11 protein-coding genes are annotated in these 15,569 nt (G+C 57.6%); 6 read left to right on the top strand and 5 right to left on the bottom strand.

Going from position 1 to position 15,569, the window contains the following annotated elements:
• Nucleotides 1-180 precede the first annotated feature (180 nt).
• Nucleotides 181-1,065, top strand: coding sequence for a non-homologous end joining protein Ku (gene ku / locus VK574_RS07285; protein ID WP_472799170.1), 885 nt, complete (start codon nucleotides 181-183; stop codon nucleotides 1,063-1,065).
• Nucleotides 1,066-1,067: 2 nt separating this feature from the next.
• A complete protein-coding gene (gene ligD / locus VK574_RS07280) occupies nucleotides 1,068-3,788 on the top strand; it encodes a DNA ligase D (protein ID WP_472799169.1) in 2,721 nt (906 codons plus the stop codon).
• 58 nt (nucleotides 3,789-3,846) lie between these two features.
• On the opposite strand, the gene VK574_RS07275 is transcribed toward ligD, so the two are convergent.
• The gene (locus VK574_RS07275) at nucleotides 3,847-4,845 is read right to left on the bottom strand and encodes an oxygenase MpaB family protein (protein WP_472799168.1); all 999 of its coding nucleotides are present in this window, start codon (nucleotides 4,843-4,845) and stop codon (nucleotides 3,847-3,849) included.
• A gap of 49 nt (nucleotides 4,846-4,894) precedes the next feature.
• Nucleotides 4,895-5,674: a S24 family peptidase gene (locus tag VK574_RS07270; RefSeq protein ID WP_472799167.1), complete on the bottom strand. Its 780-nt coding sequence runs from the start codon at nucleotides 5,672-5,674 to the stop codon at nucleotides 4,895-4,897.
• Between the two features lie 156 nt (nucleotides 5,675-5,830).
• Here VK574_RS07270 and VK574_RS07265 point away from each other — a divergent pair, with 156 nt between their 5' ends.
• Nucleotides 5,831-6,388, top strand: a complete 558-nt coding sequence (locus VK574_RS07265; protein ID WP_472799166.1) for a response regulator — start codon at nucleotides 5,831-5,833, stop codon at nucleotides 6,386-6,388.
• Nucleotides 6,389-6,441: 53 nt separating this feature from the next.
• On the opposite strand, the gene uvrA is transcribed toward VK574_RS07265, so the two are convergent.
• The 3 genes from uvrA to VK574_RS07250 all read right to left on the bottom strand — a co-directional run bounded on the left by uvrA (nucleotide 6,442) and on the right by VK574_RS07250 (nucleotide 12,194).
• Nucleotides 6,442-9,414, bottom strand: coding sequence for an excinuclease ABC subunit UvrA (uvrA, locus tag VK574_RS07260; protein WP_472799165.1), 2,973 nt, complete (start codon nucleotides 9,412-9,414; stop codon nucleotides 6,442-6,444).
• Nucleotides 9,415-10,279: 865 nt separating this feature from the next.
• Nucleotides 10,280-10,459: a hypothetical protein gene (locus VK574_RS07255; protein ID WP_472799164.1), complete on the bottom strand. Its 180-nt coding sequence runs from the start codon at nucleotides 10,457-10,459 to the stop codon at nucleotides 10,280-10,282.
• Nucleotides 10,460-10,631: 172 nt separating this feature from the next.
• Nucleotides 10,632-12,194: a glycoside hydrolase family 1 protein gene (locus VK574_RS07250; protein WP_472799163.1), complete on the bottom strand. Its 1,563-nt coding sequence runs from the start codon at nucleotides 12,192-12,194 to the stop codon at nucleotides 10,632-10,634.
• A 462-nt stretch (nucleotides 12,195-12,656) separates the two neighbouring features.
• Here VK574_RS07250 and VK574_RS07245 point away from each other — a divergent pair, with 462 nt between their 5' ends.
• The 3 genes from VK574_RS07245 (at nucleotide 12,657) to VK574_RS07235 (ending at nucleotide 14,892) form a co-directional block, all read left to right on the top strand.
• On the top strand, nucleotides 12,657-13,079 hold the full coding sequence (locus VK574_RS07245) for a tetratricopeptide repeat protein (RefSeq protein WP_472799162.1): 423 nt from the start codon (nucleotides 12,657-12,659) through the stop codon (nucleotides 13,077-13,079).
• A gap of 199 nt (nucleotides 13,080-13,278) precedes the next feature.
• Nucleotides 13,279-13,761 (top strand): hypothetical protein, encoded by a 483-nt coding sequence (locus VK574_RS07240; protein ID WP_472799161.1) that lies wholly within the window; start codon nucleotides 13,279-13,281, stop codon nucleotides 13,759-13,761.
• A 228-nt stretch (nucleotides 13,762-13,989) separates the two neighbouring features.
• Nucleotides 13,990-14,892 carry an energy transducer TonB gene (locus VK574_RS07235; protein ID WP_472799160.1) on the top strand — a complete coding sequence of 301 codons (903 nt, stop codon included), beginning with the start codon at nucleotides 13,990-13,992 and terminating at the stop codon, nucleotides 14,890-14,892.
• Nucleotides 14,893-15,569 lie beyond the last annotated feature (677 nt).

The raw sequence follows: 15,569 nt of genomic DNA, 5'->3' as shown, positions 1-15,569 counted from the left end.
ATGCGACCTATGATGCGTTAGTCGTCAGTCCTCGCTGCCTGAAATCGTTCTTCCGCAGACAGCCTATCGAAGCCAGCCTTAAGACAACTTGCCTTTTGGCCGCTACATCGAACGACCTAGGGTGCGAGAACCGGGCATCGCCGAATGCTCACTACCGGTGCGGGCACCCAGGAGGCAGGCATGGCTGGACGTCCATTCTGGTCTGGGCAACTTCGAATTTCACTCGTATCCTTCGGCATCCAACTCTTCCCTGCCACCAGTGCCACATCTGAAATCTCTTTCCATCAGATTGATCGCAAGACCCATCAGCGCGTGCACCATCTCAACGTCATCAACGGCGATGAGCCGGTCGATAACTCTGACATCGTCAAAGGCTACGAGTACAGCAAAGGCAAATATGTGATCGTCGAACCCGACGAGGTAAAGAAGCTTCGCCTCGAAACACAGAATACGATCGACGTTGCGCAATTTGTCGACGCCAGGGAACTGCCCCCAGCCCTTTTCGAAAAACCCTACTTCGTCGTTCCTGACCCCAAGGGTTCCCTCGATGCGTTTGCGGTCGTTCGAACTGCCATGCTGCAGGCCGACAAAGTTGCCATCGGCGAAGTCGCGTTCGGCGGCCGCGAGCACCTGGTCGCCATTGCCCCTGCGCCCGGGAAAAACGCCCGCGGCTTTATGGCCTACACCCTGCGCTATGCCGAGGAACTGCGCGACGCCAGGGACTACTTCGGCAGCATTAAAGAACACGCCGTCGACAAAAAGCAGCTGGCTCTCGCCAACGATCTCATCCGCGCCCAATCCGCGCCCTTCCATCTCGACGATTTCAAGGACGACTACGAAGCCGCGCTCCACGAACTCATCAATGCCAGGCGCAGCAAGTCGCCTCTGCCTGTCGCCGAGTCCAAACCCAGACCCAAGGTCATCAACCTTTTGGACGCTTTGAAACGCAGCGTCAGCGAGTCGGGCCGCGAGCAGAAACATCCTAAATCCTCTGCGTCTTCACGCTCCTCGAAGAAAGGCCCTACACTAGTCAAGTCTCGTAAACGCTCGCGTAAGGCCGCATAACCATGGCAAAGGCAAAGACCGCCTCTCGCAAGAAAGATCCAGCCAGTGTGCTGGAAGACCAGCTAAAGCGATACCGGGAAATGCGGGACTTCAACGTCACCGCCGAGCCCCGCGGAAACAAAGGCGCAATCCAGGCTGCCTCCCAAAGCGGTGCGCTGCCCTTCGTCGTTCAGAAGCACGCAGCCACCCGGCTCCATTACGATTTTCGCCTCGCCTGGAATGGCGTGCTCAAAAGCTGGGCCGTCGCTAAAGGCCCCAGCGATCTCCCCGCCGACAAGCGCCTCGCCGTTCAGGTAGAGGATCATCCCATCGAATACGGAAACTTTGAAGGCACAATCCCCAAGGGCCAGTACGGCGGCGGATCCGTCATGCTGTGGGACTTCGGCGAGTGGGAGCCGGTGAAGGATTATGCCGACGTCGATCGTGCCCTCGCCGAAGGCCATCTCAAGTTCGACCTCAAGGGCCAGAAGATGCATGGCCGCTGGGCTCTCGTCCGCATGCACACCCACGATGCACGTCCCGGCAAACCGAACTGGCTCCTCATCAAAGACCGCGACGAGTTTGCCCGCACCGAAGATCAGCCCTCCCTCACCGATCGCTTCCCTGACAGCGCGATCAGCAACCGCACCATCGAGCAGATCGGCAAAGACAGCGACCGCGTCTGGCACAGCAATCGGCCCGCTGACCAGCAAACCGAGGCAACCAGGCGGCCCACGTCTCAGAAAAAAAAGACGAAGTCCAAACCGTCCTTCACGGCATCCCTCAAGTCAGCTCCAAAGGAAAAATTCCCAAACTTCATCGGCCCGCAGTTAGCCCGGGCCTCCACCGCTCCGCCCAGCGGCGATGGCTGGGTCCACGAACTCAAACTCGACGGATATCGCATTCAAATCCAGGTCCGCCCCGCTGGCGACTCGCGTAAGAAACGCGTCTCGCTCCTCACGCGCAAAGGCCTCGACTGGACGCATCGCATGCCGACCCTCGCGCGGGCCGCCGAGCAACTGCCCTGCGAAAGCGCCGTCCTTGATGGAGAAGCTGTCGTCCTCGATGAGAAAGGCGCCACCAGTTTCGCGGATCTGCAGGCGGCGTTTCAGGAAGGCGCAAACGTCAGCCTCACCTACTTCGCCTTCGATCTATTGCACCTCGACGGCCACAACCTGCGCAATCTGCCGCTGCTCGACCGCAAAGATCTCCTCGAAAAGCTCCTCGCCGGACTCGATGACGACGATCCTATTCGTTTCAGCGAACACTTTGCAGCGGACGGCAAGAAGGTCTTCAACGAAGCCTGCAATCTCGGTGCCGAAGGCATCGTCTCCAAGCTCGCATCGGCTCCATACTCATCCACGCGCGGCAATTCGTGGATCAAGTCAAAGTGCTTTCAGGAACAGGAATTCGTGATTGGCGGCTTCACCGATCCCTCCAATGGCAGCACCGGCATCGGCGCCCTGATCATCGGATATTTCGAAAACGGCAAATTACATTACGCCGGCCGATCCGGCACCGGCTTCACGCAAAAGACCCAACAGACCCTGCACAAACAACTCAACGACCTCGTGCAAACCAAGTCACCCTTCGCCGATATACCGAAGGGCGTCTCGCGTGGTGTGCACTGGGTCAAACCCGAACTGGTCGCGCAAATATCCTTCTCCAACTGGACCCGCGACAACCTCATCCGCCAGGCCGCATTCAAAGGCCTCCGCGAAGACAAGCCTGCCAAGGAAGTCGCCCGCGAAAAAGCCGAGCCGCTCGAATTAACGAAATCGTCCCCAACACATCCAGCAAAGTCTGCACCGGAATCAAGCAAAGGCCGTAGCACGCATGTCAAAGCCGTGAGCGCGTCGAAGACTGATCTCCCCATCACCCATCCCGACAAAATCCTCGACCCTGAATCCGGGATGACCAAGCTGATGCTCGCCAACTACCTTGTTGCGGTGGCCGATCACATGTTGCCCCACGTCTCCGATCGCCCCCTCAGCATTCTCCGCTGCCCTGATGGCGCTGCAAAGCCCTGCTTTTTTCAAAAGCACATCGGCATGGGAGTTCCCCACGGCATCCGCAGCGTACCCGTTCCCGACAAAAAGGGCGGGCCAACCGAACAATACCTGACCCTCAACTCGCCGGAAGGTCTCGTCGGCCTCGCACAGATGGGTGTGCTCGAAATCCATCCCTGGGGATCCAAAAACGACACCCTTGAAAAACCAGACCGCATCATTTTTGACCTGGACCCTGACGAATCCATCGACTGGAAGGTGCTCGCGGCAACCGCAAAGGAATTCCGTACCCGCCTCGATGACCTCGGACTCCAGAGTTTCCTTAAGACCACCGGCGGCAAAGGTCTGCACGTCGTGGTTCCCATTCGCCCCGAAAACGAGTGGCCCGCCATCAAGGAGTTCGCGCACAACGTTGTTCTTGGAATCGAGCGAAAGAACCCAGGCCTTTACGTCACCAAGATGACCAAGGCGATCCGCAAAAACCGCATCTACCTTGACTATCTCCGCAACGATCGTGGTTCAACCGCCATCGCTCCCTACTCGACGCGAGCCCGATCCGGCGCCCCTGTAGCACTGCCGCTCGATTGGAAGGAACTCAACACCAAATTCCGCCCAACTTTCCACGTCACAGATTTCAGTTCGTGGAAGAAACGTCTCAACACCGATCCCTGGGCCGAGATGCCTGCAGCCAAACAGCGCCTCACCACCAAAATCATGCGCGCCGCAAAAGACTGAGCAGTCTTGTGCCTGCGATCGCTCCGTTGTGCCGGATAAACAGGTGGATGAATAACCGTTAATGGTTGGCAGAGTCCGTTGTATTCGGCGCGAAGGGCATACGAGGCTGGCCGATCCAGAAGCGGTTGCTCCGACGGGTTATGAAACCGGCGGCGCGGTCGTCGATGCGCGCCTGTGCTTCGCGATAGGGACCGACGTAGCGCAGGAAGGCTGGAAGTTTCGTGTAGATGCGTGGGAGAAAGTCCATGGCTCTTTGTGCGCGTCTTTGATCCTCAGGCTCAAAGGGTAGCGCAAACTCCTCGCGGAAACGCGGCGGCAGCCACTGCGCAGTGAGCGCCTGATACCAGCGAGGAATGGGGATGCTGGAACCTGCGCCGGTCATGATGCGTTGTGCCATCGCGCGGGAGCGATCGTCGACGCCGAGAGCCTGCGATGCGGTCATCTCATTGACGTAAACCTGGAAGCACGGCCAGTCCGCGGGTAGAGCTTCGGGCGGCAAGCCGAAGAGGCCGGCGAGGATTTTCGATTCGGCGTAATAGGCTGCGAGTTGGGCGTCGTCGAGCGGGGGAAGCACCGATTGATATGCGGTGACGGCGCTGTCAATGAGCGTGGCGTAAACCCAGAGCAGCGCGGGGAGATGAAGTGCCTGATAGCGTGAGCCCTTGGAGTAGCTGGCCACATCGCCGGGGAGTTCGCCGGTGATGACGGTGTGACGTTGATAAAGCGAGCGAGCGGCGCGAAAGGCCTGCGGAGCCGAGCCGAAAACCATGGTGAAGACGACCCGAAAAGTGCTGTGAAAACGCACAATGGGCTTCGCGAGCAGAGAGGAGTGCTGATCGAGGGCAACTGCCACCCAGGGATGTGCAAGCTGCAACAGGGCCGCGCGTCCGGCGCCGAGAAAGAGGGCCGATTCACGACTAACGCGCCAGGTGGCGGAGTCCGCACCGAAGACGCCTTCGATGGGATTCCTGACGCGTGCCTGTGCGGCTTCAATATGGCGCTCGAGATCTTGGCGTGAGACGGCGGCAGAGAACTCGTCGGTAACGGAGGACGGCATCAATTGATTAGATGATCGCCTGTGAGAGGCGAAATGTCACCGCTGGGAATCAGGAGTCGTATTTGGCGTCCTTGGAGATCCACCAGAGGACTTCGCCGAAGATCTTCCATTTTGTGGCGTTACTGACGTCGAGAGGAAGGTACTTGGGATTCGCGGAGACAAGAAGGTCAGAACCGACGAGGCGTTGCAGGCGCGCTACCTTGAAGCCGAGATCCCGATGGGCAACGACGACCAGCTTTTCATTGAGTTGGCTGCGCTCAGTGACGGCCGTGTCGATAAAGAGGATCGAGCCGGAAGGGATGACCGGAAACATGGAGTCGCCGGCAACATGCACGCTGATCATGTTCTCAGGGTGTGGGCACCAGGCGAGCGGAGCCAGCAGCACGTCTTCGACCTTGGCCTGCGAGAGGCGCACGTTCTCGTGCGGGGGGACGCGGTCGCCGAATGCGGAGACGTTCATGAGGGGAATGGCCACCGCATTGGCTTTGCCGCTGAGGTGCTGCGAGACCTTTTTGGTGGTGATGAGGTTGAAATCTTCGAGGGTGGTGCGGATGGAGGAGAGCGTTTGGCGAAGGCTCGCGTCGGGGAGTTCGGAGGTATCAATGCCGGCCCGCTCCCAGAAGTAGGCGCCATCAGGTCTGCCGGCAAGGTTGCCAAGGGCGACGTAAGTCTCCGCCGTGGGTTCGTTTTTTCCCGCGAGCCATCGCGAGACGGTTGCCGGTGAAACGCCGAGGCGGTCTGCGAGGCCAGCCTGGGTGAGTGTCAGTCCCTTCAACAGTCGCCGAATGCGGTCGGACCATTCGCGGGTTGTCGCTTCAAGTTCATCCATCAGTGGGGTTCTGGACGCTCCACAACTAATTCCATCAGTGCAATTGCTTCAATGAAATCAATGATTTATCGTCATCCGAGGTATACTAGCAGGCTTTGGTGCGCATCGTAAGCCAGCATGGTGTGCAGGGTTTTACAATCGCGTTCCGCGGCAGAGATGAGTGAGAAGCGCGCGGAAACGGGTAACGACGGCCTGGGGGGCCCAGGGCAAAACGGTGACACTTCGCTGCTCGATTCTGACGCATCTGAATCGGTTCCGTCCAACGTTGTGCAGGGATCAGCGATGCCTGAATGGGGTAGTGTGCCGGAACTGATGGGCGTAAAGGGTCGGCGGCGCATTCTGATTGTCGATGACGAATTGGCGATTGCCGATACATTGCAACTGATCTTCCAGATGCAACGTTATGACGCACGCGTGGCCTACACGGCCGAACGTGCCGTGGAACTGATTGCGGAGTGGCAGCCGGAATTGGCGATATTGGATGTGATATTGCCGGAGATGAACGGGATCGATCTGGCAATTGTGATTAAGGCAAACCATCCGACGTGCCATGTGATTCTTTTCTCGGGCCATACGAATACCGCAATGTTGCTGGAAGAGGCAGTCAGCAAAGGGCACAGCTTCGAGGTGCTGGCAAAGCCTGTGATGCCGGACCTGATGCTCGAGCGTGCATCTGAACTTCTGTGTTCGCCGGATGATCCGGCGTATGACTGATCTGAATTCAAAATTCCAAAACTGCAGATGACTGCGTGTAATGCCTGCGCGGTTCAAAGCACCTTCGCCAGCCACTCCCCCGTGTACGAGTGCAGATTGCTTGCGACTTCCTCCGGTGTTCCCTCCGCCACAATGCGCCCGCCGCCTTCGCCGCCCTCCGGCCCCAGGTCGATCACCCAATCTGCGCTCTTGATCACATCCAGGTTGTGTTCGATCACGATCAGCGACCCGCCGCCGTCAATCAGTTTGCGAAACGCCGTCAGCAGCTTCGACACATCATCGAAGTGCAATCCCGTCGTCGGTTCATCAAGGATATATAGCACCCGGCTCGCCTGCGATGGCTTGGCACTCGCGTTCGCCGCTCGAACCTGCGATAGGTGGGCCGCCAGTTTCACACGCTGCGCCTCACCGCCCGACAGCGTCGTCGCCGACTGCCCCAACCGCAAATAGCCAAGCCCGATCTCATCCAGCACGGCGAGCTTCTCCAGCAGCCGCATCTGTCCCGCAAAAAACCGCAACGCTTCCTTCACTGTCATCTGCAGCACTTCGTGAATGTTCTTGCCCTTGTACTGCACCTCAAGCACCTTGGCCTGGTAGCGCGTGCCGTTGCAGTCCTCGCACGGCAGTTCCACATCCGCCAGGAACTGCATCTCCACCGTTACCGTTCCATCGCCTTCGCATGTGTTGCAACGACCGCCCGGCACGTTGAATGAAAAATGTCCCGGGGTCAGCGAAAGCTTCTTCGCATCCGGCTGCGACGCAAATAGTTCGCGAACCAAATCAAATCCCTTGATGTAGGTGATAGGATTCGACCGCGGCGTACGTCCAATTGGCGTCTGATCTACCAGCACCACATCGTTCAATCTCTCAACACCAGTCAAAGAGCGAAAAAAACTGGAAGGGTCTCCGCCATCAGTCTGTCCCAGCGCCCGCGCCACCGCGCGATACAACACCTGGTGCACCAGCGTCGATTTCCCCGATCCCGACACACCCGTGATCGCCACCAGCATGCCCAGCGGAATCTCCACACTCAGCCCGTGCAGATTGTTCGCCTCCGCGCCCTTCAGCACCAGCTTCTCGCGCCCCGGCGCACGTCGCCGCGTCGGCACTGGAATCGAAATCTTTCCCGAGAGATACTTCCCCGTTAGCGAATTCGGATTCGCCTCGATCTCAGCGAGCACGCCCTCGGCCAGCAGCTTGCCGCCAAACTCACCCGCGCCCGGCCCCAGATCCAGCAGATGATCCGCCGAGCGCAACACATCCGCATCGTGTTCAACCACAACAATGGTGTTCCCCAGGTCGCGCAGCTTTTTCAGGATGCGAATCAGCCGCGCCGTATCCCGCGTGTGCAATCCAATCGAGGGTTCATCCAGCACATACAACGTCCCCACCAGTTGCGATCCCAGCGAAGTCGCAAGCTGAATCCGCTGCGCCTCACCGCCCGACAACGTCGAAGCCAGCCGGTCCAGCGTCAGATACTCAAGCCCCACCGCATCCAGAAAACTCAACCGTTGCTGCACCTCTTCCAGAATCGACCCGGCAATCTCCTTCTGCATTGGCGTCAACGTTAGCCCCGCGAAAAACTCCTTTGCCTTCGCAATCGTCAGCGCCGCACTCTGGCAAATATTCAGCCCGTTAATCCGCACCGCACGCGCCTCAGCCCGCAGCCGCTGACCTCTGCACTCCGGACACTCCGCATACCCGCGATACTTGCTCAGCATCACGCGCACATGCAGCTTGTATTTCTTCCGCTCCATTTGCGCAAAGAATCCGTGCACGCCCTCAAACGCGCCTTTTCCCCGCAAAACAACCTCGCGCGCCGCCTCGCTCATCTCGCGCCACGGTACATCCATCGGAATCCCCAATGCCACCGCCTGCTTCTTCATCTCCGTAAACCACGACCGATACTTTGGCCGATTCCACGGATCGATCGCACCGTCGTTGAGGCTCAGGCCCTTGTCCGGAATAACAAGGTTCAAATCGTAGTCAACGGTGTTCCCAAATCCCTGGCAGCGCGGACAGGCGCCAAACGGATTATTGAAACTGAACAGCCGCGGCTCCGGCTCCTTTCCCGGCCGATGACAATTCGTGCACTCATACTCCCCCGAGAACCGATGCCTGCGAGTTCCCCGCGTCTCACGGGTGCCCCCGGTCTCGCCTTTGAGACCGGGGAGAGCACTGCCGCCAATCTGGCTCTCCTCTCGCGGCTTCTGCGCCTCTTCAAAAATCACCTCGCCCGCTTCGCGATACGCAATCTCAGCCGCGTCCACAATGCGCGCACGGTTCTCGGCGTTCACCACAATCCGATCCAGGAGGACAAACACTGGAGCTGTAAAGTCGATATCGATCAACGATTCCGGCGTCGAAAACTCGTAGATCTGCCCGTTCTGATAAAGCCGGTTGAATCCCGCCCCCCGCAGCTTCATGAGCCGCGCCTTGAGCCCTTCGCTCATCGGATCCGGTACAGCCGCCGATGAACTCTTTGCGCCGGCCTTCGCCTTCGTCCCCCGCTTTGCCGGCTTGGCCGCCTCCACTACTGGCATCTCGTACCGCACCGGGAACAGCGCATTCAGCCGCGTTCCCTCTCCCAGCGCCAGCACGGTCTCGGCAACCTCGTCCATCGAATTCCGCTTCACCAACCCGTCGCAGAAGATGCAATGCACCTCTCCGCAGCGCGCATATAACAGCCGCAGATAGTCGTAAATCTCCGTCGCAGTCGCAACCGTCGACCGCGGATTCCGCGTCGTGTTCTTCTGCTTGATCGCAATCGCCGGCGCCAGTCCGTCAATCTCATCCACATCCGGCTTTTCGATCCGCTCCAGAAACTGCCGCGCGTACGCCGACAACGACTCGACATACCGCCGCTGCCCCTCGGCATAGATCGTGTCAAAGGCGAGCGAACTCTTGCCCGATCCCGATACGCCACTGACTACCGTCAGCTTTCCGTGAGGAATCTCGCAGGAGATATTCTTCAGATTGTGGGTCCGCGCGCCGCGGATGACGATCGCGTCGTTCGATGAAGTCAATGGGAAGACACCGGGATGAAGGATTATTCCGGCCGCGTCACTGAGGCCTCAGAGAGGCTCAGGACGCAACCAGCCATTCTTCATTATAAAGCGCAAGCCGGCCGCATCATCGCGAGCCCGCACGCCGAGGATCAGGTCCTGTCGGTGTCCTGGTAATTTCTGCCTGAAAAAGTGGGAAAGTGGTCGCGCGCCACACGCTGAACTCTTCAGCATCCCCGGCGTTCTTTCAATCCCGGGCCGGGCGCGCATACACAAGAGAAGCAGAACCCTAGGCAGCTAAAGCCGAACCCGCGTGGACAGAAGCCACCGCAAGGGCCGGTAAAGAGTATTCCGAATCAATCATTGTCTCGTTGGAACGGTTCAGAATGGCCGAGAGGCTCATCAGAACCTCCGACGCACACGCAGGACACTGATTGGCATTGTTCCCAATCGAATTACAGTCCTGGCAAAGATACGCGCTAGTTAACGGGAAGTGCTGGAGCATCAGGTACGACGCAACATCGCCCGGTCGTCTTGTAGCGGTGGAAAGCATATGTCACCTGGTGTTCGGGGATTTGCGGGGTCAACTGCACCTCGCATGTACTGTTAAAAGGATGCCCCACTTTGGGCCAAAGATGCTCTCCCCATCAGTGATTCCAGAATCACGAAAGTGGAATTTTCAGGGTTACTATCCCAGTCAAAAGAGTTACTTAGGGACATGAGACCTTCGTGTTCCACGATGCCCCGAAGGTACCAGCCGGTTTTGCAAACCAAACCAGCCAGCGACTTTACAAATCAATTTATTGTTCGAATATTTGTGACGGGATCACGGTCAGCGACGCCAGCGGAAAGGTTACCCCGCCGGCAGCGCTAACAGTACGGTCCTCTACTTAGTAAACGGCTTCTGCTGGTTGTCAAACTCCTGCTCCCGCTCGGCGCCCTTGTGGGCCAGTTTGTCCGCTTCCCGTTCCGCCCTTTCCTTCTCGTCGGGAACTGCATTGATTCGTTCGTCCATTGGGGTCGGATTCGGACGATCAGGTATATTCATATTCGTTTCATTCGCCATGGTTTCACACTCCAGGCAATTTCGATGCAGAACTCCAGGATTGAAGATGCACCACACAGAACCTCCGAAGGGAGCCATCGAAAGTAGCCCGGAGGAATCGCAGCGCACCTCCTGGGAAAGTTCGCGATCCGAAAGAGCGTCACGGGGGCCGCCCGAAGAGCTACTGTAAAACCTAAGCCCCCAGCTTCCCCGTCGCCGCCACCCGCCCGTACCACAGCCCTGAATCCTTTACCGTGCGCTTCTGATCGCGATAATCCACGTAAATGAGACCGTAGCGCTCGGTGTGGCCGTTCGCCCATTCAAAGTTATCAATCAGGCTCCAGGCATGAAATGAGCGGACGCGGGCACCGTCGGCAATCGCTCGCGCCAGTTCAGCCAGCTCTTGCCGGAACCACTCGATGCGACGAGTGTCGGGCACACGGCCATTCTCTTTTGCGTACGGTGCATCGAGATAGCCACAACCGCTCTCAGTGATTTCGATGATGGGGTGGTCGTACTCCTTCGAGATCTGCGTCACCAGGTCGTACATGCCGCGAGGCCAAACCTCGAGTCCAGACTCGGTGAGCGGACCCTCCGTTGGCATCTCCGCCCGGAAGCGTGTGTACGGATCGCGTCCGGTCGCAGGGTCAGCCTCGATCTCGGTGCCGCTGAAACCGCCCCCGCTAAACGCCTGCACATGGCTCGCGTCGGAAACAATGCGGCGTGTGTAGTAGTGGAAGCCGACCCAATCGAGCGGCGCGTGCATGATCTTCTCATCGCCGGGCTTGACCCCCATCCGCTCAAACGGAGGCTCTCCCACAAACGCGTTGGGATACCGCCCCTTCATCGCCGCTTCCAGGAATAACACGTTATTCATCGCGTGATAGCGAGCCGCGGCTGCGCGGTCCCCCTCGGAATCGGTCTTGGGATACGCCGGGCACATCCCGTAAGCACTGCCCACTGTCGCTTTCGATGATGCCGCCTTGATCGATCGAAGTGCCTGCGCCTGCGCCAGGGCCAGGGTGTGCGCTGCCTTCAGAAAATCGTCGAAGTTGGCGCGACAGGGCGCAAGCGCCCCAACGCCATATCCCATGTAGGCCACCGACCAAGGCATGTTGAACGGCGCCCAGATGGTGATGCGATCTCCAAGATGCTTGGCGAGGATGCCCGCGTAGTCTGCGAAATATCCGGCCAGGTCGCGGTTTGGCCAGCCACCCTTCTCCTCCAACGCCTGCGGCAGATCCCAGTGACAGATGGTGCAAAACGGACGCAGCCCTTGCTCGAGCATGGTGTCGAGGAACTTGCTGTAGTGATCGATGCCTTTCATGTTGGGCGCACCGGTTCCCGTGGGCTGGATCCGCGGCCAGGATATCGAGAACCGATAGCTCTTCTGGTTAAGGCGTTTCGCCAGATCCATGTCCTGCGCATAGAGATGGTACTGATCGCAGGCCACATCCGCGGTTGTTCCGCCTTTTACCTTTCCTGGAGTGTGCGTAAATCGATCCCAGATCGACTCGCCCTTACCATCCTCGTTCCATGCGCCCTCAACCTGAAAGGCAGCGGTGGCCGTGCCCCAAAGAAAGCCATCCGGAAAACGCGCACTTTCAATCTCCGCCCGAGGCACCACGCCCGGAACCTGCGCCGCCTCAACCATCGAGCCCCTTGGCTCAGAGCCCGCAGCGTGCAGACCTCGACCCGACAGAACCGCTCCGCTCGCAACGGCCAATGAACTACCCAGAAATCGACGCCGATCCATGCGTTCCATCCCTCCAGGCCGCCCACGGTACCATCCGCCCACCTCCCAGGTCAAACGTTTGACTAATGTGCGCGACCGAATCTCTCTGTCCTCCCCAGGGAGAATGTCATTCCAAGCGAAGTCGAGGAACCTGCAGTTGTCTTTCAAATCCTTCGCATCGAAAAAATGCCAACTTCCGAAGGGACGGTTAATCACCAACAACAGCAAGATTGCGTGTCATGTTGAGCGCACCCGGAGTGCAGCGAAGGGGTAGTCCTCTCGCTTGTCGAGAAGGAGGAATTCACCCATCGATTCAATCTGCGCCCTGATCCGCTCGGCCGGGCACTCACAGCCGCGCGACGCGCAATCGAGTTCGCGCCATCGAACCACCTCGCGTACCACGCACTCGCGGCCGTCGAATTCTTCCGCAAAGAAATCCAGAGCTTTCAAATCGCAACCGCGCGGGCTATCAACCTGAATCCCATGGATGGATTCACGCTCGCGTATCTCGGATTTCTCACCGCCTATGCTGGTGATTGGGAGCGAGGGGGCGTTCTGTCATCCACGGCGCGCAGCCTGAACCCACACCACCCGGGCTGGTATTGGTTTGTGCCATGCTTTGATGCTTATCGAAAGGGCGAATACGAAGTTGCTTTGGAATTTGCTCGCAAAGCGAATATGCCCGGCTTCTGGCGCACCAATCTGGCTGTTGCGGCGGCATGCGGACAATTGGATCAACGTGAGGCTGCGGGCAATGCCTTACGGACTCTCCTTGTGCAACGCCCTGACATCGGAGATGCGCCTCGCGAGGGATTGGCAATTTGGTGGCAACCGGATATGGTCGAACATCTCGTTGACGGCTTGCGCAAAGCTGGCCTCAAGGGTCGATGGACAAAACCCGCGTAAATTCGACTTGGCTCCCTCGGCTTAAACGATGAATCCGGCAGCTTCAGCAACATTCATGCTCGCGAAACTGTGTTCCGGGAGGATTGTGGGCAATCCGTACTTTACCAAATGGTAAAGTACGTGTGGACGGTTAATCAACCGCAACGGCAGTCGCGTGTTAGCTTCCCCTAGCCACTTGCTAGACTGAGCTCTGAACGCGATGAATACGAAAAGTGAAGAACTCCTCGCCGCGCTTGATCGTATCGACTGGTTCACGTGCGTTGGCCTGCGTGATCTCCAACCGGCGACGATGCTCAATTCCTGGAAGGAGGCAATCGCCTTTGCCACCGACCATCGTGATTGGGAATCCTTTCGTTTAGAGCGACGCAACGAGCTCACCGTCTTCCTTCACAATCACGCGATGGAACGTTACCGAAAGTGGAACGAGATTACTGCGGACCTAAAGAGGTCTATCGAGCCTATGGTGAGCCGCAAAATTACAAACGTCTCCGCTGCGCACAACCTGCCCAAAGCTTTTGAACATTGTGTACGGTGGGATACCCTCGGAGCTTGCATGGAGGCCGAATACAGCGATCTTCGCCCCCTCGGCTTCTATACGGAACTGGCCGCTGTTTATATCAAAGGGCACTTTCCATGCGGATGGGACGGCCTCTATCCCTCCGGCAACTTGCTCATCTATTGACCGGTGCGCCTGTCTCTCACCGAAAGCTCCCTCTACCACGATTTTGCACCAAAAATAGTAAGGGAAGGTTGGACGGTGATACGGGAATAATGCCCAAAATCGGCCACCACCACAGCGTTAGCGCCTTAACTACGTATAATCGCGACCATGAATCGGGGAATAGGGATTTCTATCTGCGCCTTGGGACTTGTGTGCAATATGGCCGCTTCTCAGACTTCTCCATCTGGTATGCCAACGCAGTTGACCGTCGCTCGCCACACGTTCTTCGATTTCGGTCCCCCGAATGATTTCTACGAAATCATCAACGTTGCACCAAATGGAAACGAGCTTTCAGTCCAGAGAGCACTCGTGACTCCACCAGGCATTGCCTGTATTCAACCCGCGAAGGTTGAACTCTCCTCTGGGATTCTCCACGAGAGCATGGAGGAACTGCTCCAATCCAAGAACCCCTGTGCAATCCCTGAGAAAGAACTGCGCCGGGAGCGACAGCGCTGTAAGAAGTGCCTTGTGTTTAGCGGTGTGGATGTGACGATGCAGGTGAATTGTGCCGGGAAAGACCGACAGATTCGTACCGATATTCTCGATCGAGATCTGTTCGATTCAGCATCAAAGACACCAAAGAACACCTCATGGAGCATGGCCGTTTTGCAGAGACTCGACAGCACACTCGGTCCCGGAGTGATGGATAAGCCCATCTTTTCTGTAGACACGACACAGCCCGCACAGCCTGTACGGGGAAATCTCATTGATCAGATTCTTGCCGGTACTTTCGATCCACTGTTCGGACCGCAGACGAAAGTTTCTGCAATCGCGCAGGATGCCGCAAAAGAACCTCCTCCGCCACCTACGATTCAAATCGAGACAGTTTCACCGTTTGCGCCGCTTTTGCCAGAACTGCCGAAGTACCCGCCCATCGCAAAACTCGCACGTCTAGAGGGATTGGTTCAAGCGACATTCGAGGTGGGAGAAGATGGGGTCATTCGGAACATCTCGTTCGTTAGCGAACCGCGACTTCGGATGCTCCAGCCAGCAGTGAGCGAATCCATCTCAAAGTGGAAGTTTTCTCAATCCGCATGGGGCAAGAATGAGAAGGCTTCCATTCGGTTTCAGCTGAACTGCAACCTCCCTTGAGCGTCGGTCCCTAAGTGGCCGATTCCCGTAGTGCTGCGAAAGCATATTCGTGGTTGTTGGTGTGTGGTGATCGATCCGGAAGTAATGCCGATTTAGGGCTCTTCGCCAGCGATAAAGCTGTCGAGGATGGTGGCATCAAGTTCCTTACGCTTGCTCATGTCAAATGTGACTTGGTCTATTGGAATCGATCCAATGCAAGCCATTCGCGTATTGCCGAGGAACTCCGGAGAACAGACCGGTCGCGAATCGTCAGCTGACTCAGGGACTATATAAATTGAGTACTCACTGGGGTATTCATCAAGTCCCTCATCAAAGGCGCTCTGCAGTAAAAAGCGCCTTCCCCGATAGCGAAGTGAAATGCATCGGGGCACATCGCAGAAGCCGCCGTATATGAAGGGTGTCATTTCGGCCATTTCTGATGCCCCTTTTCTCAAAACAGGGTAGCACCGTGAGAATCTCTGCGTTCCTGGTGTGTTGTTTGAATGATAAGTCGAGGAGGAGCACGAGGGTGTTACAAAGGCTGAACTCAGCTGCGCGCTGATTCAGAGAACTACCCACGGAGGCTCCTCAGAGACATATGTATTACATCGGACTTGATGTTCACAAGAAGACGATCAGCTATTGCGTGAAGGACGCGGCCGGCAAGATCCACAGTGAAGGCAAGATCGGATCGACGC

The sequence above is a fragment of the Occallatibacter sp. genome (assembly GCF_035317045.1).
GTDB lineage: Bacteria > Acidobacteriota > Terriglobia > Terriglobales > Acidobacteriaceae > Telmatobacter.
This window is presented reverse-complemented; position numbering and strand designations above follow the sequence as displayed.